Raw genomic sequence first — 24,338 nt, forward strand, 5'->3', positions numbered from 1 at the left:
GGCAGTGGCCGGCGCCCCATCCAGCGAAGGAACCAACGCCCATGAACCACGACGTCATCGTGCTCGGCGCCGGTCTCGCCGGTCTCGCCGCCGCACGGGACCTGGCGGCCGGCGGCGCCGACGTACTCGTCCTGGAGGCCCGGGACCGCGTCGGCGGACGCGTCGAGCAGACCACGCTCCCCGACGGCCGGCTCGTCCAACTGGGCGGAGAGGTCGTCGGCCGCGCACACACCGCCTACCGCGAACTCGCCGAGGAACTCGGACTGACCCTGGTCCCCAGCTATGTCGCCGAACCCGGCCGCATGGCCAGGGCCACCCCGGAGGGCGTCTCCGCGGGAGACCCGCCCCACTGGTTCGGGCCCGGCGACGACGCCCGCCACCGGCGCGTCACCGCCGCCTTCACCGCCCTCGCCGAAGGCGTCGACCCGGACGACCCCTGGTCCCACCCCGACGCCGCCGCCCTCGACGCGCTGTCGGTCGCCGACTGGCTCCGATCCGAAGGGGCGGGTCCGGCCGTCGTCCGCCTGTGGGAGATCGGGCAGCTCGCCCTCGCGAGCGGCTCGTACGAGCGGACCTCGCTGCTGTCGGCCCTGCGCAAGCACGCCGCCGTCCCCGGCGGCGACGCAGGCGAACACTACGACTACGAGGACTGGGAAGGACTGCGGGTCGCGGAGGGCTCCGCCACCGTCGCCCTCCGCATGGCGCGGGACCTCGGCCCCCGCGTCCGTACCGGCGCACCCGTGGACCGGCTCGCCGTACGCCCCGGCGGCTGCTCCGTACGGCTCGCCGGTGGCGAGACGCTCACCGCGGGCGCCGTCGTCAGCGCCCTCCCCGTGGGCCCGCTGCGCGCGGTCGCCGTCAGCGGCGTCTCCGACGAACGACTCGCCTCACTGCACCGGCAGCGCCAGGCCGTCGCCGCCAAGTTCACCGCCGCCTACGCCAAACCCTTCTGGCGCGAAAGCGACCTCAACGGGCTCTCCGAGTGCGAAGGCGTGCTCGGCTCCACCTGGCCGCAGAACGAGGGCGTCCTCTCCGCCCTCGTACCCCCCGAACGGTACGGCGTGCTCCTCGGCATACCCGGTGCCCTGCGCACCCGGGAACTGCTCGCCGACGTCGCCCGCCTCTACGGCGAGGAGGCCCTCGCCCCACTGAGCACCCACGTCCGGATGTGGGGCACCGATCCCTGGACCCTCGGATACGTCACCCAGTGGGTACCCGGTGACGTGACGGCCGTCGGCCCCCGGCACGGCACCCACGAACCGCCCTTCTACGTCTGCGGATCCGACCAGTGGGTCGCCGGCTACATGGAAGGCGCGGTGCGCACCGGCCGCGCGGCCGCGAAGGAGGCACTGCGCCGTGGCTGACGAACCCGTGACCGTCCTCAACCACGTCGGGGGAGCCGACGTTCCCGCCGCCTGCGGTGCCACGACCCAGCTCGTCGACCCCACCAGCGGTCTGGCCAGGGGCACCGCACCGCTGTCCGGCGCGGCCGACACCGACGCCGCCTGCGCCGCCGCGGCGGCCGCGTTCGACCGCTGGTCCCTGACCACCCCGGCCGAACGGCAGCGCGCCCTGCTGCGCATCGCCGACGCCATGGAGGACCACGCGGACGGGCTCGTGGCCGCCGAGACCGCGGACACCGGAAAGCCCGCGGCCCTCTTCCTGGCCGACGAACTGCCCGCCGCCGTCGACACCGTGCGCTACTTCGCGGGCGCCGCCCGGAACCTGCCGGGAGCCGCCGCCGGCGAGTACACCGAGGGGCGGACCTCCCTGCTCCGGCGCGAACCGGTCGGCGTCTGCGCCCAGATCACACCGTGGAACTACCCGCTGATGATGGCCGTGTGGAAGATCGCCCCCGCGATCGCCGCCGGGAACACCACGGTCCTCAAACCCGCCGACACCACGCCCTCGTCGTCCGCCCTGCTCGCCCGGCTCGCCGCCGAACACCTGCCGCCCGGAGTCCTCAACGTCGTCTGCGGCGACCGCGACACCGGCCGCTCGCTCGTCCAGCAGCCCGCCGTCCGGCTGGTCGCCGTCACCGGCAGTGTCCGCGCGGGCCGGGAGATCGCCGCCGCCGCGGCGGCCGACCTCAAACGCGTCCACCTGGAACTCGGCGGCAACGCCCCCGTCATCGTCCACGACGACGCCGACATCGAGACCACCGCCGCCGAACTCGCCGCCGTCGCCTACTACAACGCGGGCCAGGACTGCACGGCCCCCGCCCGCATCCTGGTGCACACCGCCGTCCACGACGCCTTTCTCGCGGCGTTCGCGGCGCAGGCGGAGAAGCATCGCCCGGCGGCCGACTTCGGCCCCCTCAACAACGCCGCCCAACTCGCCTCGGTCGAAGGACTGCTGGAGCGTCTGCCGGCCCGTGCGGGGATCGTCGCTGGCGGCTCACGCGCCCTGCGGCCCGGTTACTACCACGAGGCCACCGTGGTCACCGGAGTCCATCAGGACGACGAGATCGTCCAGGAGGAGGTGTTCGGTCCGGTCGTCACGGTGCAGCGCTTCACCGACGAGGCCGAGGCGTTCCGGCTCGCCAACGGTGTGCGGCTGGGGCTCGCCGCCGGTGTCTGGACCACGGACCACGAGCGGGCCATGCGCGCGACCCGCGCGCTCCACACCGGGATCGTCTGGGTCAACACCCACGGGACCACCGTCTCGGAGATGCCGCACGGCGGCGTCAAGCACTCGGGCTACGGAAGCGATCTGTCCCTGGCCGGTCTGCTCGACTACACGCAGGTCAAGCACGTGATGCTGTGACCCGTATGGCGGTGCGTGGGCCGGTCGGCCCCGTACGCGGCGCGTCTCGGCCGGACGGCGGGACGGCGGGACGGCCGGGAGGAGCGCCTCCGGGGCGGCACGCGGCACGGCCGCCCCGGAGCCGTCCCCCGCACGACGAGCGGGCCCCCTCCATGACCGTGACCGACACCGCGGCGCTCGCCGTCCGGCCGCGCCACGCCCCGGGCACGGTGGTGCCGCCGGCCGCGACACGCTGACGACGGGCGCTACCGCGCGGAGGTCCTCCCTCCCGGGCAGACGGGTGGGGACGACCGGATCGACCTGGGCGCCCTCGCGTACGACGAGACGACCCCGGCCCGTCTGACGGCCCTCGGCGCAGGGCCGGACCGGCACCGCCACGACATCGGAGCCGGTAGGGGAACCGCGGCGCGCGGCCTGCCGCACCGGGCGGGAGCGCGGTCGGTACTCGCCGCGGGCCGGGACGTCCGGTTCCTCGCGGCCCGGCCGCCCCCGGGACTCACCGCGCTGGATGCCGACGTCACCGGCCCGGCGTTCGGCCCCGGCTCGGCCACGCGCGGTTCGTCCCGACGCACCTGCCAGAGCACGAGGAGCTCTTCACCGGGCTGAGCCGCCCGCTCACCCCCGGCGCTCCGTCCTCGTGCGCCACTCCTGCGGCCCGGGGCCGGATGCCGTCCACGCCCCGACGCGGAACAGTGGTCCGGGTGGGCACCCTCGGGGAACTGACGCCGCAGCAGCGCGCCGCAATGATCGCCACCGTCACCGCGAGCGTGCTGCTGTTCTCCAGCCTGACGAGCGTCATCATCGCCCTGCCCCGGATCCAGCGGGACTTCGGGCTGGACGGTTCCACCCTGCACTGGGTCGTCGTCGCCGCCCTGCTCCCGCTGTGCGCCGTAGCGCTGATCAGCGGGCGGCTCGGCGATGTGCTGGGGCGGCGCCGGGTGTTCCTGCTGGGCATGGTCTGCTTCGGGATCGGCTCGGCGCTGTGCGCGGCCGCGCCCGGCGGGCTCGTGCTGCTGGCGGCACGCGGTGTGCAGGGACTCGGTGTCGCCCTGGCCGTGCCGCTCGCACTCGCCAATCTGACCGCCGCGCTGCCCGAGCGGCGGCACGGCTGGGCCATCGGGGTGCAGACGGCCTTCACCAGCTTCTTCGGCGTGGCCGTACCCCTGGGCATCGCGCTGCTCGTGGAGTTCGGCAGCTGGCGTTGGGCGTTCGCCGCCTGCGTCCCACTGAGCGCGATGGTCGTCGTCACGGCCCGCAGGCACCTCGTGGAGAGCCGGGGGCCCGCCGGGACGTCCATGGACGTGCCGGGCGCGGTGCTCATCGCCGCCGGTCTCACCCTCGTCGTCCTCGCCTGCGAGCGTTCCTCCGATCTGGGCTTCGCCTCGCCGGGCACCCTGCTGCCGCTCGTCACGGGCGCCGTGCTGCTCGCCCTCTTCGTCGTGGTGGAGCTGCGGAGCGCCGAACCGCTGCTGGACCTGCGCCCGCTGCGTTCGCCGGCGGTTTCCGTCCCGATGACCGCCCTGGCCCTGGTGCAGTGCACCTCGCTCGGCGTCGCCGTCTATGTGACGCTCTATCTGCAGCACGTGCTGGATCTCGGCGCCCTGCGCACCGGACTGCTCCTCACGGCGTCCAGCGTCGGCACGGTCGTGCTGTCGCCGCTCGTCGGACGGCTCACCGACCAGGGGTACGGTCGACGGCTCATCCTCACGGGTCTGGCGGTGCTCGGCTGCTGCCTGCTGTGGCTGACCTACGGGGTGGCGAACCGCCACGGCACCCTGCTCGTCCCGGCCCTGCTGGTGTTCGGTCTCGCGCCGCCGCTGGTCTACCCTGCGGCGACCGCCCTGATCATGGCATCCGTGCCCGGCTCGGCGCGAGGCGTGGCCGCGAGCCTGTCCGTGCAGAGCCGTCAGATCGGCGCGGCCGTGGGACTGGCCCTGCTGAACGCGCTGTTCACCACGGCCGAGTGGGACGAGCGCAACGACCTGCTGGCCTCGGCCGCCGGTGACGGCGACGACTTCACCCCGCGGGAGCAGCGCACCCTGGACACCGTCCTCTCGCGTGAGGAGGAGCGGCAGGAACTGCTCGCCCGGCTTCCCGGCGCCGCGCACGAGCGGGTCGGGGCGGCCGCCGACAGCGCGTTCGTAACCGCGCTCGAGGTCAGCCTGCTGACGCTGGGAGGTCTGATTCTGGTCAGTGCAGTCCTGCTCGCCCTGGTGGGCGGCCTCGTCCGAAGCGCGGCGCCTCCGGACGGGCCGGCGCCGGCCACTCGCTCCCCCGGGTGAGCGGGCCCCTCCAGCGGTGGCGCAGCGCCGGCAGCCGGAGAACGAAGGTGGCGAACACGGCGGCGGCGCTGCTGATCGGTCCGAGCAGGGCTGACTGCGGCAGGACGGCCGCCGTCCCCGCGGCGAGCACGGTGGGCATCGGGTACATTCCCGCGGTCGCGGCGCAGCAGCGAGGGGACCGCCAGGCGAGCAGGCTCCGCAGCACGCCGCCGCCCACGGCCGTCGCGCCCCCGACGGCGGCGGCGTGGAACGGCTCGAAGCCCCACCCCGCGGCCGTGACGGTGCCGGAGGCGCTGAACGGCCCGAGCCCGGCGGCGTCCACGACCTGGACCGCTCCGCCGATGCGGTTGATCGGTGGGGCACCGGGCCGTACGCCCCGTCCGTCCGTCAGGCGCCGCTCGCGCGGAGCATCCCCTCGCGGTCCACGATCTTCACCCGCTCGCGGCCCTGGGGCTCGCCCAGTGCGCGCTCGGCCTGGTCCAGCCGGTACCAGCCGTCCCACGTGGTGTACCGGACGTTCCGGTCCTCCAGGAAGGCGACGACCGCCTCGGGGTCCGGCGCCGACGGCGTGTGCAGACGGTCGTTGGCGTGGTCGTCGAGGAGGCTCGCCACCGTCTCGTTGGCGTCGCCCTTGGTGTGGCCGATGAGGCCTACGGGCCCGCGCTTGATCCAGCCGGTGACGTACGTCGACCGCAGGTGCTTCCCGGCCTCGACGACCCGGCCCGCCTCGTGCGGCACGGTGCCGCCGGCGAGGTCGAAGGGCAGCTTGGCGACCTCCTCGGAGAGGTAGCCGACCGCGCGGTACACCGCCTGGACGTCCCAGTCGTGGAACTCGCCCGTGCCGGTGACGTTCCCGCTGCCGTCGAGCGCCGTCCGCTCGGTGCGCAGCCCCGTCACCCTGCCGTCCTCGCCCACGACCTCGACCGGGGACTCGAAGAAGTGGAGGAACAGCTTGTGCGGCCGGTCGCCGACGTCCCGGATCGCCCAGTTCTCCAGCGTCTTCGCGACCATGTCCGCCTGCTTGCTGGCACGGCGCGTGGCGATGGAGCCCTCGTCGTAGTCGATGTCCTCGGGGTTGACGATGACCTCGATGCTGGGGGAGTGGTCGAGTTCGCGCAGCTCCATGGGGCTGAACTTCGCCTGCGCGGGGCCGCGGCGCCCGAACACGTGCACTTCGCGGGCCCTGTTCCCGGCCAGCCCGTCGTACACGTTCGGCGGGATCTCCGTGGGCAGCAGTTCGTCGGCGGTCTTGGCGAGGACGCGCGCCACGTCGAGCGCGACGTTGCCGACGCCGAGCACCGCCACCTTCTCGGCCTCCAGCGGCCAGCTGCGCGCCACGTCCGGGTGGCCGTCGTACCAGGACACGAAGTCGGCCGCGCCGTACGAGCCGTCGAGGCCGATGCCGGGTATGTCGAGCGCCCGGTCGGCGTTGGCACCCGTCGAGAAGACGACCGCGTCGTAGAAGGCGCGGAGGTCGTCGAGGCCGATGTCACCCGGGTAGTCGACGTTGCCGAACACCCGGATCTGCGGCTTGTCGAGCACCTGGTGGAGGGCGGTGATGATGCCCTTGATCCGCGGGTGGTCAGGTGCCACCCCGTACCTGATCAGCCCGAACGGGGCCGGCAGTCGCTCGAAGAGGTCGATGGACACACCGGGGTCGGTGGCGGCCTCGGACTTCAGCAGGGCGTCGGCGGCGTAGATCCCCGCGGGTCCGGCTCCGACGACAGCTACCCGCAGGGGGCGAGGCATGACGGTTTCCCTTCGAACGGCAACGACGGTCTCGCCGATCACTCTCTCACCCGGATGACCTGGTCAGGTAAGGGGGCCCTAATTTATGACCCCATAAGCCGGGCTTATGAGTTCCCAAAGTCGTTGCTGATGAGTGCGCGCCCTTCCCGGCCGGGATCGCGTGGCCGGGATCGCCTGGCCGGTGTCCCGTGCCTCCGGGGCGTCTTGACTGATCACCGTCATGGTGGCCGGGTGACTTCCGGCACCGCGCGGGCACCGCGACCGCCCGCCTCAGGCGCCTCTTCGACCCGCGCCGGCCGCCGTGGCCGCGCTCGCCGGCGGTACATCGGCGAGGGGATCGACCGCTGACCGGCCGCCCGGGGCTGGTGCGGACGCCTCTGGGAGACCGTCCGTGCGCCCCGCCCTCGGGCGACCCGGGCCCGGCCCCACGGCCCCTCCGGTCCGGGTGCCGCTGCTCAGGCGACCAGGGGGCGGTCCCACGGTGCGATCGGCGACGGCAGCACCGTGGAGCCGGTGAGATAGCGGTCCGCCGCCGCCGCGGCCGCCCGTCCCTCCGCGATGGCCCAGACCACCAGTGACTGCCCGCGTCCCGCGTCGCCGGCGATGAACACCCCCTCCGTCCGCGGGCGCCCTCCCGCTCGCCCGGCCCGTCCGGACGAGGCGTCCGCACCGGTCGGGGAGTCCTCTCCGCCGGCGGTGTCCCGGTCCGGCGGACGTGCCGGCAGGGCGCCGAAGTCAGCGCCCCTTGCGAAGTTGCCCCGGCCGTCCACGGTCAGCCCCAGCTGCTCCATCAGGCCCGAGCCCTGCTCGGGCCCGGAGAAGCCCAGGGCGATCAGCACCAGCTCCGCCGGCAGGACCCGTTCGGTCCCCGGCAGCGGACTCCTCGCCGCCGGCTCCACCTCCGTCAGGCACAGCCGGCGCACATGCCCCGCCGTATCGCCTTCGAAGTGAAGGGTCGCCGAGGAGAACAGCCGGGGATCGATCCCTTCGCGGCCGCGTGCCTCCGCATGGGCGTGGGATATCCGGTACACCTTCGGATGCGTCACGGGCCACGGCTGCGCGTGCGGCCTGGTCTCCCCGGGCTCCGGATTGATGTCCAACTGAACCGCGGAGAGCGCGCCCTGGCGCAGGACGGTGCCGAGGCAGTCGGAGCCGGTGTCCCCGCCCCCGACGATCACGGCGTGCTTGTCCTCGGCGGTCACCGGGGGAGCGGCGTAGTCCCCCTCCTGGACGCGGTTCGCGTACGTCAGATAGTCCATGGCCTGGTGGATGCCGTACAGCTCGCGGCCCCGCACGGGCAGCTCGCGCCGCTCCGTGGCGCCCACCGCGACGATCAGCGCGTCATGGCGCCGTCTGAGCTCGGCGGCGTCCAGCTCACCGCCGACGTCCACGCCCGTCCGGAACTTGGTCCCCTCCTCACGCATCTGGTCGATGCGGCGGTCGAGATGGCTCTTCTCCATCTTGAACTCGGGAATGCCGTAGCGGAGCAGGCCGCCCAGCCGGTCGTCGCGCTCGTAGACGACCACGGTATGGCCCGTGCGGGTCAGCTGCTGCGCCGCCGCCAGTCCCGCCGGACCGGACCCGACGACGGCGACGGTCCGGCCGCTCAGTCGCTGCGGCGGCTGCGGCGGCGCGTACCCGCGCTCCCACGCCTCGTCGGCGATGGTCTGCTCGACGTTCTTGATCGTCACCGGGTCGGTGTTGATCGCCAGGACGCACGCGTCCTCGCACGGCGCCGGACACAGCCTCCCGGTGAACTCGGGGAAGTTGTTCGTCGCGTGCAGCCGTTCCGCCGCGGCCTGCCAGTCGCCGCGCGAGGCGTACGCGTTCCACTCCGGGATGAGATTGCCCAGCGGGCAGCCGCTGTGGCAGAACGGGATGCCGCAGTCCATGCAGCGCAGGGCCTGCTCGGACACGAGCGGGAGCAGCGCCTGCCCGGCGTAGACCTCCCGCCAGTCGTCCAGGCGCTCCTCGACGGGGCGCGGCGGGACGGGCCGCCGGGGGATCCTGAGGAAGCCGCGTGGGTCGGTCATGCGCCGCCTCCGTCGTCCACTCGCCCTGCACTGCGACGTTCCGACCAGCCTACGCCTGGTTCGTCCATGCTTGTCATGGCTTGAGCGGTACCCGGCGCCGCACGTCCGCGGCCCACCGTCCCCACGCGTACCGCAGCTCCACCCCGCACCGCTGGGGCACCGGCGGTGCTGCCGCTCCCCTGGAAGTGACCCGCCGGTAGCGCCGCGAGGCGGAATCCGGCCCCGGGGTTCCCCTCACGAGGCGTGCCGTCCTTCACAGCGCCGCCGGGCAACGCCGGGGCCGCGCACGGCGTATTGCTCGGTGAGACCGCGTGCCGCGGGGGTGTGCGCGCGGGGCCCGACCGAGGAGCAGCCGCAGATGAGCGAAGAAGCCCAGCAGTCCCGCTCGCGCCTCCGGCGGAGCGCGCCGAGCCGCCGCCGGATCGACTACCCGCGCCGCGGCAGACGGGGTTTCCGGCGCTGGCTCCCCTCCTGGAAACTGCTCCTGGGCGCCTTCTCGACCGTGGTCGTCGGGCTGCTGGCGCTCTTCGCCGCCGTCTACGCCTACGTCGACATTCCGAGCGAGAACGCGGCGGCGCGCCAGGAGGCCAACGTCTACTACTGGTCCGACGGCACCCAGATGGTGAGCGTCGGCGCGGTGAACCGGCAGAACCTCCCGCTGTCGCGGATCCCCGTCTCCGTCCGCAACGCCGCCATCGCGGCCGAGAACGCCCGCTTCTACGAGGACTCCGGCGTCTCGGTCTCCGGTCTCGCCCGAGCCGTCGCGAACATGGCACGGGGCCAGGAGACCCAGGGCGGCTCCACCATCACCCAGCAGTACGTGAAGAACACCTACCTCTCGCAGGAGCAGACCCTGTCCCGCAAGGTGCAGGAGTTCTGCATCGCCCTGAAGCTCGACAGCCGCAAGACCAAGGACGACATCCTCCAGGGGTACCTGAACACCAGCTGGTTCGGACGCGGCGCCTACGGGATCCAGGCCGCCTCCAACGCGTACTACGGCATCAGCGCCGAAAAACTGAACCCCAGTCAGGGTGCTTACCTCGCGGCCCTGTTGAAAGGCGGCAACGACTACGACCCGGCGCTGGGCGCGAGCCGGCACAAGCGCGCCGTGGAGCGCTGGTCCTGGATCCTGGACCGCCAGGTCGAGCTGGGCATGATGAGCGCGGGGGAGCGGGCGCGGTACAAGGTGTTCCCGGCGCCCCGCCCTCAGTCCAAGTCGACCAATCTGAGCGGACAGACCGGCTATCTCGTCGACATCGCCAAGCGCTACGTCAAGAAGCGGACGAACCTCACCGACGCCGACCTGGACCGCGGCGGCTACCGGATCCACACCACGTTCGACCGGGCGGCCGTCAAGCAGCTCGAACGTTCCGTCCAGGGCGTACTCAAGCGGAACATCGACCCGAAGGCCCGTGAGGAGGACCGCCATGTGCAGGTCGGCGCCGCCTCGGTGCGGCCCGACGACGGCGCGATCATCGCCCTCTACGGCGGCCCCGACGCCACCTCGCACTTCACCAACAACGCCGACACCTCCGGGGTGCCCGCAGGCTCGGTCTTCAAGCCGTTCGTCCTCGCCGCCGCGCTCCAGCACGGTGCCGTGGCCGGCGACGGCTCCGTGCAGGCCGTTTCCACCGAGAGCGCCTTCGACGAGTCCGGCCGGCTGACCGCGGGTCTCTCGCCGGTACGGCAGGACCGCGCGTTCGTGTCCCCACTGGACCGCTCCCGCGGCCTGCTGACCCTGCGCAAGGCGATGGCTGCCGGCGTCAACGCCCCCTTCGAACGCCTCGGTTCGGCCATCGGACTGGCACGGGTCGAGGACATGGCCGTGGGGGCGGGTATGCTCCGGGACAGCATGGCGCCCCGCTCCCGCGAGTTCCCACTCGGCACCTCCTCGCCCAGTGCCATCCGGGTGGCGAGCTCGTACGCGACCTTCGCCGGCGAGGGCGTACGGCACGAGCCGTACTCCGTCACCAAGGTGCTCCGCGGGGACGACCCGGTCGCCGGCCTCGCACGGCCCGCGTCACGCCGCGTCATGAACCCCGAAGTCGCCCTCGACGTCACCTCCGTGCTGGAGGACACCGCGTTCGGCACTCCGGCGGCGCCCGCCATCAGCGCCCTCGGCCGGTTCGCCGGGGCGGCCACGGGGCGCAGCGACACCCAGCGCGCGGCATGGTTCGCCGGATACACCGGGAACCTGTCCACGGCCGTGACGATGTTCCGTTCCCAGCCGGGAAAGGCGCTTCTCACCATGGCCGGCACCGGCGGTGAGAAAACGGTGCGCGGCAGCGTCTTCCCGGCCCGGATCTGGGCGGACTACATGACCTCCGACCCCTTGCGGAAGATCGCGCCGCCCCGGCCCGGCGACGCGGCCCTGGAGGCGGCACCCACGACCCCGTCGCCGGAGTAGGGGGCCGCCGTGCGGTCGGGGCCTCAGGAGCAGCGGGTGCCGTCCGCGGGTGGCACAGCCCCTCGATCAGCAGCCGGGGCGGTCGTGGCCGGGCACTCGGGTGTCCATGGTCGCTCCCATCTGCGCACGGCCGCGTCAGCGGCCCACTCCCGAGTGAAGCTGCGGAGAGCGCGCGGGAACACGTCCGGGAACGCGTGGCTTGACAGTCCGGGCACCCTCTGGGGCGTGGTGTATGCGCAGGTCGGATACGGGGTGCAGCGATCCGTCGGGTCCATCGCGCGGGAGATCGTGTGATGACGTGGTTTTGGCGGCGTACGGGTGATGTGCGGGACGAGCAGGAACCGCCGCGCGGCCGGGGAGCGCCCTCAGTGGTGTCAGTGACGCAACCACTGGAGGCTTCCATGACCGCTGAGCCCCTTCTTTCGCTGTCGTCGGTGCTGTCGGGGACGGGTGCCGACCCGTACCGGGTCCCCGGTGCGCGTGACATCGACGCGCTGTACCCCGCGATGGCGGGTGACGGGGACGAACTCCTGCCGCCCGCTCCGCGGGAGCGGCTGCCCATCCCGCTCGCGGCGCACGACCGACGGCGACTGGACCTGCACTCGGCTCTGACCGCCAACGGCGTCGCGCCGCTGCCGGGCGACCTGGACGCGATCAACATCCTCAGCGCGCTCGACGACCGGACGGTGGAGACCATCCTGCACTGGATCACCGTCCCCGGCCCGAGGCCGGCCCGCGCCAGTTGACCGCCCGGCGCGACCGGCCGCTCCCGAGTGCGAAGGACCGGGAACCGGTGCCGGAGCACCGTGGACGTACGCCCACGACCGCCACGGCGGCCGTGGGCGTACGTCCGTCCCGGGCCACTCGCTGCCCGGGCCCCGGGGGCGGTCGGGGCGGCGCCCGGCGGGGGAGGGGCCGTGCGGTGCCTTTCCAGAGGAAAGATCGGGGGCCCTCCGATGGCGCGTCAGCCCTGTCACCACGGTGACCTGCGCAGGGCCTCCCGGACGCGGCGGTCGAGGTGATCGGCGAGTCCGGTCCGGGTGCGACGAGTCTGCGGGAGCCGGCCCGCCGGACGGGGGGTCTCGCACGCCGCGTGTCAGCACCACTTCGGGGGGACAGGGCCGGGCTGCTGACCGCGGTCGCCTGCCAGGGGTACGAGCTCCTTGCCGACACGCTGAGCGGGGCCGGGGACGAACTCCTGGACGTGGGCGCGGCCGGTCGCGGACCGGGCCGGTCGCGGCGCCCCGGCAACGGACGGCGCCCCGCACGGCGCCGGTGGTGCGGCGCCGTGCCGCGAACCGCACGGGTGACCGGAGACCCGGCCCCGGCGCCTCCGGCCGGCGGACGGCGCCGCCCGCACGTCGTGGCGGGCGGCCCTGACGAGCCATCGCTCGTAGGGTGCCGGGATGGTCGATCGCACGGGCGGAACAGCAGTGGCGGGCCACGGCGGAGCCCGCCGGAGAAGACGACCGGGATATCCGGCGGCTGCCGCCGTGTTTGCGATCGGCATGGCCGGGACGACCCTTCCCACGCCGCTGTACGGGCTCTACCAGGAACAGATCGGATTCTCCGAGCTGATGGTGACGGTCGTCTTCGCCGTGTACGCGGTCGCCGTCATCACCGCCCTGCTCGTGGCCGGCAACTACTCCGACGTCGCCGGGCGCCGCCCCGTACTGCTGGCCGCCATGGGCTTCTCGGCGGCCAGCGCCTGCTGCTTCCTGCTCGAGACCGGTCTGCCGCTGCTGTTCGCGGGACGGCTGCTGTCGGGCTTCGCGGCCGGGCTGCTCAGCGGTGCCGCGACGGCCGCCGTCATCGAACTCGCCGCGCCGGCGAAGAAGGCCCGCGCCGCCTTCGCGGCCACCGCCGCGAACATGGGGGGCCTGGGCTGCGGGCCACTGCTGTCCGGGCTGCTCGCGGAGTACGCGCCGTGGCCGCTGAAGCTGGTCTTCTGGGTGCACCTCGGACTGATCGCGGCGGCCTGCGTGTTGACCTGGCTGCTGCCGGAGACGGTCGAGGACCCGCGGCGATGGCCCCGGCTGAGCCCGCAGGGGATCTCCGTGCCGCACGGGGTGAAGGGCGTCTTCGTGCCCGCGTCCGTCGCGGCGTTCGCCGGCTTCGCCCTGCTCGGGCTCTTCACGGCCGTGGCGCCCGGCTTCCTCGCGCGGACCCTGGACGTGCACAACCTGGCCGTGACGGGCGCCGTCGTGTTCTCCGCGTTCCTGGCCTCGACCTTCGGCCAGTCGATGACACCGAAGGTCGGTGCCGCGCGGGCGCTCCCCGTCGGCTGCGGGGTACTGGTCGTCGGGCTGCTGTTCGTGGCCTCGTCGCTGGTCGTCCGGTCCCTGCCCCTGCTCGTCCTCGGTGCACTCTTCGGCGGCACCGGCCAGGGCCTCGCCTTCCGCGCCGCCCTCACCCTGGTCAGTGGCGCGGCACCGGCACACCACCGGGGCGGGACCATCTCGGCGTTCTTCGTCGTCGCGTACGCCGGAATCTCCTTGCCCGTGGTCGGCGTCGGCGCCCTGGCCATGGGGCTGGGTCTGCGCACCGCGGGACTGGTCTTCGCCGGCTGTGTCACGGTGGTCGCCGCCTGCGCGGGCGCGTACGCGGCACTCCGCCCGCCGACGCGGGACTGACGGTCCCGCGTCGCGCAGGCCCCGCTCGTCGGCGTGCGGCGGAGCACTCCACTTCGCGGTGGCCCTCCGCCGCACCGGCCGCCCGCGTTCCGGGCAACGTGCGCGTCGGGTTCGCACACCGCCCCGGACGTGCCGCCCCCGCGGCCGTGCGACACCCCGCCGTGCTGTCGCTGTACGGCCGGCCACCCACCGTGCCCCGCGCCGAGTCGGTCTCCTCGGTCACGCATGCTCCGCTCGGCTGGCTCGCCGTCCGTCCGTATGCCGGGGGCACGTGGCCGCCTGCCGGTGAGACAAGCCGTTCGACTGGGGCTCAAAACAGGCGGAATGGCCGTCAACCACTTTTCCATCGAGGCCAGTTGGATGACGGAACGCCTTCCCTTGCGGCGTCGCTGTCTGAGATCTTGCGTCCATTCCGTTCATCACACGCCCGGTGTGCGCCTCGGCGGGGCCGGGCTTTCGGAGGACGCATTGCCTACCCCCCTCATATCCAGCCGACTGAGACGTCCGCTCGTGGCGGCCGCCGCCATCGGCGCGGCCCTGGTGACCGCGGTCCCCGCGAGTGCGGCGCAGGCCGCGCCCGGAGCGGCGAGCGGTCCCACCGCGTCGGCTGCGCCCACCGCGCCGCAGGCCGCCTGGGCCGCCGGGACCCGCGCGTACCTGGTGATCACCGCTCCCGGTGACACGTCCGCGGTGCGCGGCGCCGTCACCGCCAACGGCGGCACCGTCTTCGCGTCCCACGACGCGATCGGTGTGATCGTGGCGCACTCCACGTCCCCGGCGTTCGCCGGCACCATGCGCGGTGTCGCCGGGGTGCAGCAGGTCGGCGCGACCCGCACCTCGGACGTCCCCGCGGACGCGTACGACCCCGCGCTGCCCGCGGCTCCGTCGCAGTCGCCGACCATCCTCACCGAGTCCAACCGCTGGGACATGACCCAGATCAAGGCGGACAAGGCGTGGGCGGTCAGCACCGGTTCCTCCGCGGTCAAGGTCGGTGTCCTCGACACCGGCGTCGACGACCTGCACCAGGACATCGCGCCGAACTTCAACGCGGCGGACTCGGTCTCCTGCGCCTACGGCCGGCCCGACACCCGTGCCGGTGCCTGGCGCGACATCGGCGACCACGGCACGCATGTCGCCGGCACCATCGCCGCGGCCCGGAACGGCAAGGGCGTCATCGGTGTCGCCCCCGGGGTACGGATCTCCTCCGTCCGCATAGCCGAACCCACCACCAGCATGTTCTTCGCCGAGAACACCATCTGCGGATTCATGTGGGCCGGTGACCACGGCTTCAAGGTCACCAACAACAGCTACTACACCGATCCGTGGATGTTCAACTGCCCGGACAACGTCGACCAGGCCGCGATCATCGAGGGCGTGAAGCGCGCCCAGCAGTACGCGGAGGGCAAGGGCTCGCTCCAGGTCGCTGCCGCCGGCAACTCCAACTACGACCTGGCGAACAAGCGTACCGACAGGTCCAGCCCCAACGACTCGACGCCGGTGAACCGCACCATCACCAACGCGTGCATCGACATTCCGACCGAGCTGCCGGGCGTCGTCACGGTCGCGGCCATGGGCAACGGCAACGCCAAGGCGTCGTACTCCAACTTCGGCCGCGACATCATCGACGTCGCCGCACCGGGTGGTGACGGCGCGTCAGGGGTGTATTCCACGCTCCCGGGCGGCAAGTACGGCAACATGAACGGCACGTCGATGGCCTCCCCGCACGTGGCGGGCGTCGCCGCACTGCTGGCGAGCACCGATCCGGGCGCGACACCGGCGGATCTGCGCGCCCGCCTCGCCGCCCAGGCCAACGACACCGCCTGCCCGTCCGACAGCCGCTGCACGGGCACGACCGCCGACAACGCCTTCTTCGGCGAGGGGCAGGTCGACGCGCTGAAGGCGGTCGCCGGCACGCCGCCCCCGGCCCGCTACTTCGAGAACACGGCCGACGTGGCCGTCAACGACAACGCCACCGCCGAGTCGCCCATCACCGTGACCGGGGTGGCGGGCAACGCCCCGGCCGCACTCACGGTCTTTGTGGACATCAAGCACACCTACCGCGGTGACCTGGTGCTGTCCCTCGTCGCCCCGGACGGCACGGTGTACCTGCTCGAGGACATCCCGGACGGCGACAGTGCCGACAACGTCGTGAAGACGTACACGGTGAACGCCTCGTCGGAGGTCGCCGCCGGCGTCTGGAAGCTGCGCGTACGGGACACCGCAGCCCAGGACACGGGTCGCATCGACGCCTGGAACCTCACCTTCTAGTGCCGCGACGGGGCGAACGTTGCCTGGTGTGGCACTAGCGGTTCGGGCCGAACACAACACGGGCCCCGAGGAGCGCGTCCGCGCGTTCCCCGGGGCCCGTCCGTCTGCCCCGCCCCGGAAGGGGCGGTGCCTGCGAACGCCGTGAGCCGCGTGGTCGGGAAGGAGTGGCGGGGACGGTCTGTGGCCGCACGGGTTCTGCGGCACGGACCGGGGGCCCGGCCGCTGGATGCGGCCGGGCCCCCGGGTGTGCGGTGCCGTGTCAGCGGCGGTGTCCGAACCGTCCCCAGGACTTGGTGTCGACGACGCGCCCGCGGTCGTTCCGGAGGGTCGCGGTGTCGCGGTTGTCCCAGACGTAGTTGCGGCGGTCCTGGTAGACGTCGGTGCGGGTGTCGCGGCCGATGCCGGTGTGCACCCGGACACTGGAGCGTCCGCCCAGGCGCAGGTTGTCGAAGCGGTACCGGTTGCCGTCCCGGTCGCTGAGGGTGTACCCGCGGAGGTTGACCGCGTGCCGGCCGGTGTTCCTCACCTCGACCCATTCGGCGTTGAGGCTGCGGTTGGAGCGGTCGTCCCTGCCGGGGCTGTCGTACTGGACCTGCCCGATGACGACCGTCGACCGGGAGGAGTGGTGCCGGTCGTGGCCGGCCGCCGTCGCCGGCAGCGCGGCTGCCGCGACCAGAGCGCCGGAGGCGAGTGCGGTGGCGACGACGCGGCGGGTGATGCGAGAAGCAGACATGGAATGCCCCTTCGAGGACGTGCCCGACAAGGCCCCGCTCAGGGCCTCTGTGTGGCGGTTCTGGTTCCCGGCTTGCTGCCGAGGGCCCTCACTCTGGCCTGGTCGCGGGCCCTAAGAGACGCAAACCGGACGCTATGACGAAATGCGGACATCTCCGTAACTCTTGCCTGCATGGGTCATCTTTCTCGCCCCCGCCCCGGTCGGGGATGGTTGCGTCTTGCATTGATCGGTTGACTGGTCAACGACAAGCGGTTTCCGGCGCCCCGGGCGCCCCCTGCTCGCGCTTGGGTGCGCCGTCGAGAGAGGGGTCCGATTTGTGTAACAGTGCCCGTGCCGTCAGGGTCGAACGAGCATTCCTGGGCCCTTCGTTCGTACGATTTCCGGTGGCTCGGCGGGGTCGGTGACGAGACGGCCCGGCCGGCCGCTCTCGCGACGCGACGTGGTTCCCTCTCCCGGATCGGCACGGGGGCGGGAGAGCTGAAGGGGTCGGGGGAGTGGTGTGGTGGCCCGCGTCGGGTGAGCCGTGTCTCATCCGTTCGCGGCGCCTTGTCTATGCAACGAGTTGCATAGAAGGATCGGGAGCATGTCGCTCGAACACGCGATCCTCGTCTCCCTGCTGGAGAAACCCGGCTCCGGCTATGAGCTCGCCCGCCGGTTCGAGCGGTCCATCGGGTACTTCTGGACCGCCACCCACCAGCAGATCTACCGCGTCCTCAAGCGTATGGAGGGCGACGGCCTGCTGGAGGCCCGCGAAGTGGCCCAGCAGAGCCGTCCGGACAAGAGGGAGTACTCCGTCGCCGGCCCCGGCCGCGCCGCCCTCTCCCGGTGGCTGCACGAGCCGGTCGAACCGGAGAGCATCCGGCACGAACTCGCCGTGAAGATCCGGGGCGCCGCCTTCGACGACCCGGCGGCGCTGATCTCCGAGGTCGAACGGCACCGCAAGGCGCACGGCGACCGGCTCGCGCACTACCTCTTGGGGGAGCGGCGGGACTTCACCGGCCCGGAGGCACCCGTTCCGCTCGACGCCGGCCAGGAGCTCCAGCACGTCGTGCTGCGCGGCGGCATCGCCTACGAGCGGATGACGATCGCCTGGCTCGACGACGTCCTCGCCACCCTCCACCGGCTCGGGGCCGTGCGCCCGGGCACCTGAACGCGCCGGCCGCGTGACCGTGCGCCGGTCGCGCCGGCACACCCGTGGCCGCCCACCCGTACCCGTTCCGCACCGAACCGCACCGTCGACGTACCGAATCCGACCCTCGACCCCGGAAGGCGTACCCCATGGCCGACCAGCTCCTGTTCAACCCGCGCACCTACGACCCGGCGCACTTCGACCCCGAGACCCGCAGGCTGCTGCGCGCCACGGTGGACTGGTTCGAGGCCCGCGGCAAGCGCAGGCTGATCGAGGACTACCGTTCCCGCGTCTGGCTGGAGGACTTCCTCGCCTTCGCCGCCAAGGAGGGCCTGTTCGCCACCTTCCTCACGCCGGCCCCCGACGCCGGACGGCCGGACCAGCGCTGGGACACCGCCCGTATCGCCGCGCTCAACGAGATCTTCGGGTTCTACGGCCTCGACTACTGGTACGCCTGGCAGGTCACCATCCTCGGCCTCGGGCCGGTGTGGCAGAGCGACAACGCCGCCGCCCGTGCGCGCGCGGCCGAACTGCTCTCCCAGGGCGAGGTGTTCGCCTTCGGACTGTCCGAGAGGAGCCACGGCGCCGACATCTACTCCACCGACATGCTGCTGGAGCCCGACGGCGACGGCGGCTTCCGGGCGACCGGTTCCAAGTACTACATCGGCAACGGCAACGCAGCCGGGCTCGTCTCCGTGTTCGGCCGTCGCACCGACGTCGAGGGCCCGGACGGCTACGTCTTCTTCGCGGCCGACAGCCGCCACCCGGCCTACCGCCTGGTGAAGAACGTCGTCGACTCCTCCAAGTACGTCAGCGAGTTCCGCCTCGAGGACTACCCGGTGGCGGCCGAGGACGTCCTCCACACCGGTCGCGCGGCCTTCGACGCCGCCCTCAACACCGTCAACGTCGGCAAGTTCAACCTCTGCACCGCCTCGATCGGCATCTGCGAGCACGCGATGTACGAGGCCGTCACCCACGCCCACAACCGCATCCTGTACGGCCGTCCCGTCACCGCCTTCCCGCACGTGCGGCGCGAGCTGGCCGATGCCTACGTACGCCTCGTCGGCATGAAGCTGTTCAGCGACCGCGCCGTCGACTACTTCCGCTCCGCCGGCCCGGACGACCGCCGCTACCTGCTCTTCAACCCGATGACCAAGATGAAGGTCACCACGGAGGGCGAGAAGGTCATCGACCTGATGTGGGACGTCATCGCGGCCAAGGGCTTCGAGAAGGACAACTACTTCGCCCAGGCCGCGGTCGAGATCCGGGGCCTGCCGAAGCTCGAGGGCACGGTCCACGTCAACCTCGCGCTGATCCTGAAGTTCATGCGCAACCACCTGCTGGACCCGGTCGCCTACCCGGAGGTGCCGACCCGGCTCGACGCCGCCGACGACGGCTTCCTCTTCCGGCAGGGCCCTGCCAGGGGCCTCGGCTCCATCCGCTTCCACGACTGGCGCACCGCCTTCGACGCCTACGCCGGGGTGCCCAACGTCGCCCGCTTCCGCGAACAGGCCGATGCGCTGTGCGAGTTCGTCACCACCGCGGCCCCCGACGAGGCACAGAGCCGCGACCTGGACCTCCTGCTCGCCGTCGGCCAGCTGTTCGCCCTGGTGGTGCACGGCCAGCTGATCCTCGAACAGGCCGGGCTGACGGGCCTGGACGAGGACGTGCTCGACGAGCTCTTCTCGGTCCTCGTCCGCGACTTCTCCGGCTGGGCCGTGGAACTCCACGGCAAGGACTCCGCCGACGAGCGGCAGCAGAGCTGGGCGCTGGGCGCCGTCCGCCGGCCGGTCGTCGACGAAGCCCGTTCCGCGCGCGTCTGGGAGCGCGTCGAGGCGCTCTCGGGTGCCTACGAGATGGCTCCGTAAAGCCACGGGAGGCCGGCGTCCGCGCGTGCGCGACGGCGGACGCCGGGCCGGGCCGGCCCCCGGAGCCGGGCCTGGCCGTCCGGGCGGCGGTTCCTGCGGCCGGGGAGCCGCCGCCCGGTGGAAGGCCGCCGTTCCGCGGAACTCCTGTGCATCCGACGGGGAATCGGGGGCAGAAGAAGACGCCAGAGCCCCTGTCCCACACGTCGGCGGGACAGGGGCTCGTCGTTCGGGTGAGGCGGGCGGGCCGCACGGGGGAGGGCGGCTCAGCCGAGGACGTGGCGTAGATAGGACCGCGGATCGGCGAGATAGCGGCGCCAGTGGTCGACGAGGGCGAGTTGGTCCCATGCGGCCCGGCGCATGCCGTGCTCGCCGACCTCCACGATGTCGGCGCCCGGGAGGGCGGTCAGCAGCGGGGAGTGGGTGGCGCAGACCACCTGTCCGCCGCTCCTCGCCAACTCGTCTATGTGGCCGAGCAGTTCCAGGCACGAGCCGAACGAGAGAGCGGCTTCCGGCTCGTCCATGACGTAGAGGCCGGGCTGCAGGAACTTGTGCCGGAAGGCCGCCAGGAACCCTTCGCCGTGACTGACGGTGTCCGGCGCGAATCCCTCCCGGTCCAGTGCGTCCAGTGCCGTCTCGGCACGCAGGAAGAACCCCTTGCGCGCCGACCAGCTGCCCATCATGCGCCGTCCCCGGGGCGCGGCGTCGAAGCGGATCCGCTCGCCCAGGGCGGACTTGGGCCGGTGGCTGGCGTAGCGCCACTCGTGCGAGCCGCCCCAGGAGTCGAGCCCGAATCCCTCGGCGAGCCCTTCGACGAGGGTCGACTTGCCCGAGCCGTTCTCCCCGACCAGGAAGGTCACCGGTGCCGTGAAACGCAGTCCGTCCGCCAGCAGGGCTCGTACGCACGGTACGTTCCACGGCCATGCGTCCTCGCGGTGCGGAGCCACGGCTGCGTACGCGCGTTCGATGATCACCGCCCGAGTTTCCCACGGCATGCGTCCCCGGGCGCCTCTCGCGTCCCCTAGCTGGCGGAATGACCGGTTCAGCCCTGTGGTGACCGGCAGCGGTTGTTTTCGGTCAGGATTTGAACGGTCACGCTATGTGGCGGATCGTTGGGTGGGAATTCCGGGGGCCGTCGCCCCGTCCCGGGTCTCCGGGTCCGCCCCGGGCTGGGCGGGAGAGGCGTTCATGCGGATGCACCTCGGGTATGGCGAGATTTTTCCTGAAGAGTCCCCAAGATGACGCAAGAATCGACCGAAAGTGACCGTGGGCTTTTGACTACTGATCAGCCGTTCAGTGAGTGTCGTTCACATGTCCGTCACATCCCGAGTCGCCGCCGACGGCGGTCCGATGCGCATACGTGACTTCCGGCTGCTGCTCGCGGGAGCGGCCACCGGACAGCTCGGTGCCCACGTCACACTGGTGGCCCTGCCGCTCGTGGCCGTCCTCGAACTCGACGCCTCCGCCTTCCAGGTGGGCCTCCTCACCGCCGCGGAGACAGCGGCCTTCCTGCTCATCGGGCTGCCCGCCGGTGCCCTCGCCGACCGGATGCGCAAGCGGCCCCTGATGATCCGGGCGGACATGGTGCGCGCCGCGGCGATGGCGAGCATTCCCGCGGCGGCCGTGGCCGACGTCCTGACGATGGTTCAGCTCTACGCCGTCGCGCTCGTCGTCGGTGTGGCGACCGTGTTCTTCGACGTCGCCCACCAGAGCTACCTCCCCCAGCTCCTGCCCCGCGAACAGCTCGTCGCGGGCAACGGCGCGCTCGAGACGGTCCGTTCCACCGCCCAGGTGACCGGTCCCGGTATCGGGGGCGGACTCGTCCAGCTCGCCGGAGCCCACCTCGCGGTCATCGCCGACGCCGTCGGCTACGCGCTCTCCGCCCTGTTCCTCCTCGGCATCAAGCGCCCCGAGGAACGGCCCGAGCCCGCCGCCGGCGGTTCCCTGCGCAAGGACATCGGCGAGGGCGTCCGCTTCGTCACCCGCCACCCGCTGCTGCGCGTCATCGCCGTCACCACGGGTCTCGCCAACCTCTGCACCGCCGTTCTCATGGCGACGCAGACCGTCCACCTCGTCCGCACCGTGGGGCTTCAGCCGGGGGCCCTCGGACTGGTCCTGTCCGCGTCGGCCGTCGGAGGGCTCCTCGGCGCCCTGTGCGCCGCGCGCCTGGCCGCGCGGCTGGGCCAGGCACGGCTCATCCGCCTCTCCGCCCTGGCGACCGGACCGTTCGCCGTGCTGTGGCCCCTGTCCGGCCCCGGCATCCCCGGCGCGGTCCTCTTCGCCACCGGATCCGCCGCCGTCTCCTTCGGTGCCGTCGTCTACAACGTCGCCCAGGTCAGCTTCCGCCAGGCGCTCTGTCCGCCTCGGCTGCTCGGCCGGATGAACGCCACCCTGCGCTTCCTGATGTGGGGCACCCTCCCGCTCGGCGCCCTCCTCGGCGGCGCCCTGGCCGAGTCCTTCGGTGCGCGCACGGCGCTCGCGTGCTGCGCCCTCGGCTTCCTCGCCGTACCTGTGCCGCTGCTGCTCTCCCCCCTGCGCCGGATGCGCGACCTGCCCGGGCCCGGCGGACTCCCCGACGGCGCGCCGCAGGAGGCGGCGGACAGCCCGCCGAACTCCGCCCCGCACGGGACAACACCGCACGACGGCGGACCCGGGTGCGGGAGACCGGGGGACAGCCGGAGCGCGGACGGCGACGAGCGGCCCGTTCCCGCGTCCGCACGCTGAACCGCCGTCAGCACTCCCCGGCCGCGACTCCCCGGCCCAGACCCCGCTCCCGGACCGCGCCCCACCGCCGCATCCGTGCCGGACCCCGCCGGTGCCCGCCCGCATCGCGCGCCCCATCGCCCCTCCCGCGGAACCGCGGCGACGACAGAGAGGATCACGTGCTCAGCATCACGAGCCAGTACCTGGCCCGCTACCGGCACCTCGCCGCCGCCGGCGACCGGACCGGCGCACTGCTGCCCGTCACCGGAGCACAGCGCCGCTTCGTGCTGGTGCGTTCGCTGGACCCGACGGGACGCCCCGACGTGGTGCCGATGTTCTTCGCCTTCCCGTCCGGCACCGTCGACGTCGAACGCCTCCGGTCAGCGGCCCGCCGCCTGGCCGCACGGCACACGGCCCTGCGCTCGCGCCCCGCCGTGGTCCGCGGAACACCCGTGCTCGTCGCCGGCGAACCGGAGGTCCCCGTGATCCGGCCCACCGCCGTTCCCGGCGAGCGGCCCGCCGACACGCTCCGCCGCGCGCTGGCCACCTGGGACCCGCACGGGTCACCGCTGAGGCTGTTCCTCGTACGCGACGCCGGCGGCAGGGCGGACGACGTCCTCGCCGTCGTCCTCGACCACGCCGTGTGCGACGGCCGCTCGCTGGCCCGGATCGTCGAGGAACTCGGTGTCGCGTACGCCGAGAGCGCCGACGCCGGCCACCCCGCCCCCGAGGAGTCGGAGGCCGAACTCTCCGCCTACCGCGAGGCCGTCCTTCTGCAACTCGCCGCGGAGGAGCGGGCGGACACGCCCGAAGCCGCCGCGTACTGGGCGGACCGGCTCCGCGCCGTACGCGAACAGGCCCCGCCGCCGCGCCCGGAGCGCGTACCCGAAGGCACGCTCCCGAGTGGCTCGGCCGAGGCCAGGCTGCCGGCCCACGACGACACCGTGCCCTTCCCCGAACTGCTCGACGCCTGCCGCGCCGCCGCACGTGCGCTGTACGGCCCGGGCGGCGTCGTGCCGCTCGGCTACCCCTGGGGCGGCCGCCCCACCGGCGCCGAGCCGGTCATCGGCTGCTTCCTCAACACCGTCGTCTTCCCGGCCGCCACCGGCCACGGACCGGCACCGGAGGTGACCGCCGACGCCTGGTGGGACGATCTCGACCGCGCCGACGCGCCCTTCGACGCGGTCGTGAGCGCCGCACGGTCCGCCGGCTCCGGCTGGACCGGACGCCTCGACGGACTGCTGACCGTAGACGACGACCGCCGCCGGCCGCCGTTGCGGCTGGGCGGTGTCGAGGGGCGGGAGATACACATCGACGGCAGGGCGGTCCGGGCCCCCTTCGCCGTGTCCGTCACCCAGGGGGCCGAACTCCGCGTGCGGATGGTCTGGGACCGCGCGGTCCTGGACGACGGCACGGCGAACGAGGCGTTCGAGGCCCTCGCCGGCACGCTGCGCCCATCGGGGCCGGCCGTGGACTGACGTCTCCCCGCACGGCGTGGCGGCGCGGCCCGGACGAAGGGCCCGGCATGACCAGCCTCGTGATCCGCCCCGGCGTCCGGACCACCGGGCACCACCACGCCCGCGGCACACCACGGGCACCGCACGGCGGCGCCCGCCACCCCGCCGCACCACCGATGTTCGACGCGCCACCCCGACCTGCCACCGACGTACGACGCAACCCCGACGTACCACCGTCCGAAGCGCCGCCGCGCGACCCGCGGAGCGCCCGAACGACCGCCGCCGGCCACGACCGTGACCGGCGCAGGACAAC

Annotated in this window: 16 protein-coding genes; 11 read left to right on the top strand and 5 right to left on the bottom strand. The window is 73.0% G+C overall.

All coding sequences use genetic code 11. The annotated features are described in order from the left end of the window. Positions 1-41 precede the first annotated feature (41 nt). From FEF34_RS36270 to FEF34_RS36280, 3 genes are all read left to right on the top strand, one after another. On the top strand, positions 42-1,364 hold the full coding sequence (locus FEF34_RS36270; protein ID WP_138056947.1) for a flavin monoamine oxidase family protein: 1,323 nt from the start codon (positions 42-44) through the stop codon (positions 1,362-1,364). Then, positions 1,357-2,766, top strand: a complete 1,410-nt coding sequence (locus FEF34_RS36275; RefSeq protein WP_407698328.1) for an aldehyde dehydrogenase family protein — start codon at positions 1,357-1,359, stop codon at positions 2,764-2,766. Before FEF34_RS36270 ends, FEF34_RS36275 begins: the two co-directional genes overlap by 8 nt. Positions 2,767-3,467: 701 nt before the next feature. Next, the gene (locus FEF34_RS36280; protein WP_171053226.1) at positions 3,468-5,048 is read left to right on the top strand and encodes an MFS transporter; all 1,581 of its coding nucleotides are present in this window, start codon (positions 3,468-3,470) and stop codon (positions 5,046-5,048) included. Here FEF34_RS36280 and FEF34_RS44390 read toward each other — a convergent pair. The 3 genes from FEF34_RS44390 to FEF34_RS36295 form a co-directional block, all read right to left on the bottom strand. Continuing rightward, the gene (locus FEF34_RS44390; RefSeq protein ID WP_138056949.1) at positions 4,957-5,550 is read right to left on the bottom strand and encodes a TRIC cation channel family protein; all 594 of its coding nucleotides are present in this window, start codon (positions 5,548-5,550) and stop codon (positions 4,957-4,959) included. The genes FEF34_RS36280 and FEF34_RS44390 overlap by 92 nt on opposite strands. Then, entirely contained in the window at positions 5,436-6,797 is a 1,362-nt protein-coding gene (locus FEF34_RS36290) for an FAD-dependent oxidoreductase (protein WP_138056950.1), read from the bottom strand. The genes FEF34_RS44390 and FEF34_RS36290 overlap by 115 nt, the downstream gene beginning before the upstream one ends. 455 nt (positions 6,798-7,252) lie before the next feature. Further along, a complete protein-coding gene (locus FEF34_RS36295; protein WP_138056951.1) occupies positions 7,253-8,830 on the bottom strand; it encodes a glutamate synthase subunit beta in 1,578 nt (525 codons plus the stop codon). 358 nt (positions 8,831-9,188) lie between these two features. On the opposite strand from FEF34_RS36295, the gene FEF34_RS36300 reads away from it, so the two are divergent. The 4 genes from FEF34_RS36300 (at position 9,189) to FEF34_RS36320 (ending at position 16,138) form a co-directional block, all read left to right on the top strand. After that, on the top strand, positions 9,189-11,237 hold the full coding sequence (locus tag FEF34_RS36300) for a transglycosylase domain-containing protein (RefSeq protein WP_138056952.1): 2,049 nt from the start codon (positions 9,189-9,191) through the stop codon (positions 11,235-11,237). Positions 11,238-11,638: 401 nt separating this feature from the next. Next, entirely contained in the window at positions 11,639-11,983 is a 345-nt protein-coding gene (locus FEF34_RS36305) for a hypothetical protein (protein WP_138056953.1), read from the top strand. A 660-nt stretch (positions 11,984-12,643) separates the two neighbouring features. Further along, positions 12,644-13,870 (top strand): MFS transporter, encoded by a 1,227-nt coding sequence (locus tag FEF34_RS36315; RefSeq protein ID WP_138056954.1) that lies wholly within the window; start codon positions 12,644-12,646, stop codon positions 13,868-13,870. A gap of 468 nt (positions 13,871-14,338) precedes the next feature. Continuing rightward, positions 14,339-16,138 carry a S8 family peptidase gene (locus FEF34_RS36320; RefSeq protein WP_407698329.1) on the top strand — a complete coding sequence of 600 codons (1,800 nt, stop codon included), beginning with the start codon at positions 14,339-14,341 and terminating at the stop codon, positions 16,136-16,138. Positions 16,139-16,397: 259 nt separating this feature from the next. Here FEF34_RS36320 and FEF34_RS36325 read toward each other — a convergent pair whose 3' ends face one another. Then, a complete protein-coding gene (locus FEF34_RS36325) occupies positions 16,398-16,871 on the bottom strand; it encodes a lamin tail domain-containing protein (protein ID WP_138056955.1) in 474 nt (157 codons plus the stop codon). A gap of 583 nt (positions 16,872-17,454) precedes the next feature. Between FEF34_RS36325 and FEF34_RS36330 the strand changes: the two genes are divergently transcribed. After that, positions 17,455-18,021, top strand: a complete 567-nt coding sequence (locus FEF34_RS36330; protein ID WP_138056956.1) for a PadR family transcriptional regulator — start codon at positions 17,455-17,457, stop codon at positions 18,019-18,021. A 128-nt stretch (positions 18,022-18,149) separates the two neighbouring features. Beyond that, positions 18,150-19,868, top strand: coding sequence for an acyl-CoA dehydrogenase family protein (locus FEF34_RS36335; protein WP_138056957.1), 1,719 nt, complete (start codon positions 18,150-18,152; stop codon positions 19,866-19,868). A 263-nt stretch (positions 19,869-20,131) separates the two neighbouring features. Here FEF34_RS36335 and FEF34_RS36340 read toward each other — a convergent pair whose 3' ends face one another. Then, positions 20,132-20,839 (bottom strand): AAA family ATPase, encoded by a 708-nt coding sequence (locus tag FEF34_RS36340; protein ID WP_138056958.1) that lies wholly within the window; start codon positions 20,837-20,839, stop codon positions 20,132-20,134. 337 nt (positions 20,840-21,176) lie between these two features. Here FEF34_RS36340 and FEF34_RS36345 point away from each other — a divergent pair, with 337 nt between their 5' ends. Then, positions 21,177-22,589 carry an MFS transporter gene (locus tag FEF34_RS36345; protein ID WP_138056959.1) on the top strand — a complete coding sequence of 471 codons (1,413 nt, stop codon included), beginning with the start codon at positions 21,177-21,179 and terminating at the stop codon, positions 22,587-22,589. Between the two features lie 158 nt (positions 22,590-22,747). Beyond that, on the top strand, positions 22,748-24,046 hold the full coding sequence (locus FEF34_RS36350; protein ID WP_138056960.1) for a non-ribosomal peptide synthetase: 1,299 nt from the start codon (positions 22,748-22,750) through the stop codon (positions 24,044-24,046). Positions 24,047-24,338 lie beyond the last annotated feature (292 nt).

Source organism: Streptomyces marianii, assembly GCF_005795905.1.
In the GTDB taxonomy this organism is placed as follows: Bacteria; Actinomycetota; Actinomycetes; order Streptomycetales; family Streptomycetaceae; genus Streptomyces; species Streptomyces marianii.

Excerpts from the sequence above, each read along its gene's own strand:
- FEF34_RS36270 (WP_138056947.1), top strand. The coding sequence starts at position 42 with ATGAACCACGACGTCATCGTGCTCGGCGCCGGTCTCGCCGGTCTCGCC.
- FEF34_RS36290 (WP_138056950.1), bottom strand. The coding sequence starts at position 6,797 with ATGCCTCGCCCCCTGCGGGTAGCTGTCGTCGGAGCCGGACCCGCGGGG.
- FEF34_RS36295 (WP_138056951.1), bottom strand. The coding sequence starts at position 8,830 with ATGACCGACCCACGCGGCTTCCTCAGGATCCCCCGGCGGCCCGTCCCG.
- FEF34_RS36300 (WP_138056952.1), top strand. The coding sequence starts at position 9,189 with ATGAGCGAAGAAGCCCAGCAGTCCCGCTCGCGCCTCCGGCGGAGCGCG.
- FEF34_RS36305 (WP_138056953.1), top strand. The coding sequence starts at position 11,639 with ATGACCGCTGAGCCCCTTCTTTCGCTGTCGTCGGTGCTGTCGGGGACG.
- FEF34_RS36315 (WP_138056954.1), top strand. The coding sequence starts at position 12,644 with ATGGTCGATCGCACGGGCGGAACAGCAGTGGCGGGCCACGGCGGAGCC.
- FEF34_RS36325 (WP_138056955.1), bottom strand. The coding sequence starts at position 16,871 with ATGTCTGCTTCTCGCATCACCCGCCGCGTCGTCGCCACCGCACTCGCC.
- FEF34_RS36330 (WP_138056956.1), top strand. The coding sequence starts at position 17,455 with ATGTCGCTCGAACACGCGATCCTCGTCTCCCTGCTGGAGAAACCCGGC.
- FEF34_RS36335 (WP_138056957.1), top strand. The coding sequence starts at position 18,150 with ATGGCCGACCAGCTCCTGTTCAACCCGCGCACCTACGACCCGGCGCAC.
- FEF34_RS36345 (WP_138056959.1), top strand. The coding sequence starts at position 21,177 with ATGTCCGTCACATCCCGAGTCGCCGCCGACGGCGGTCCGATGCGCATA.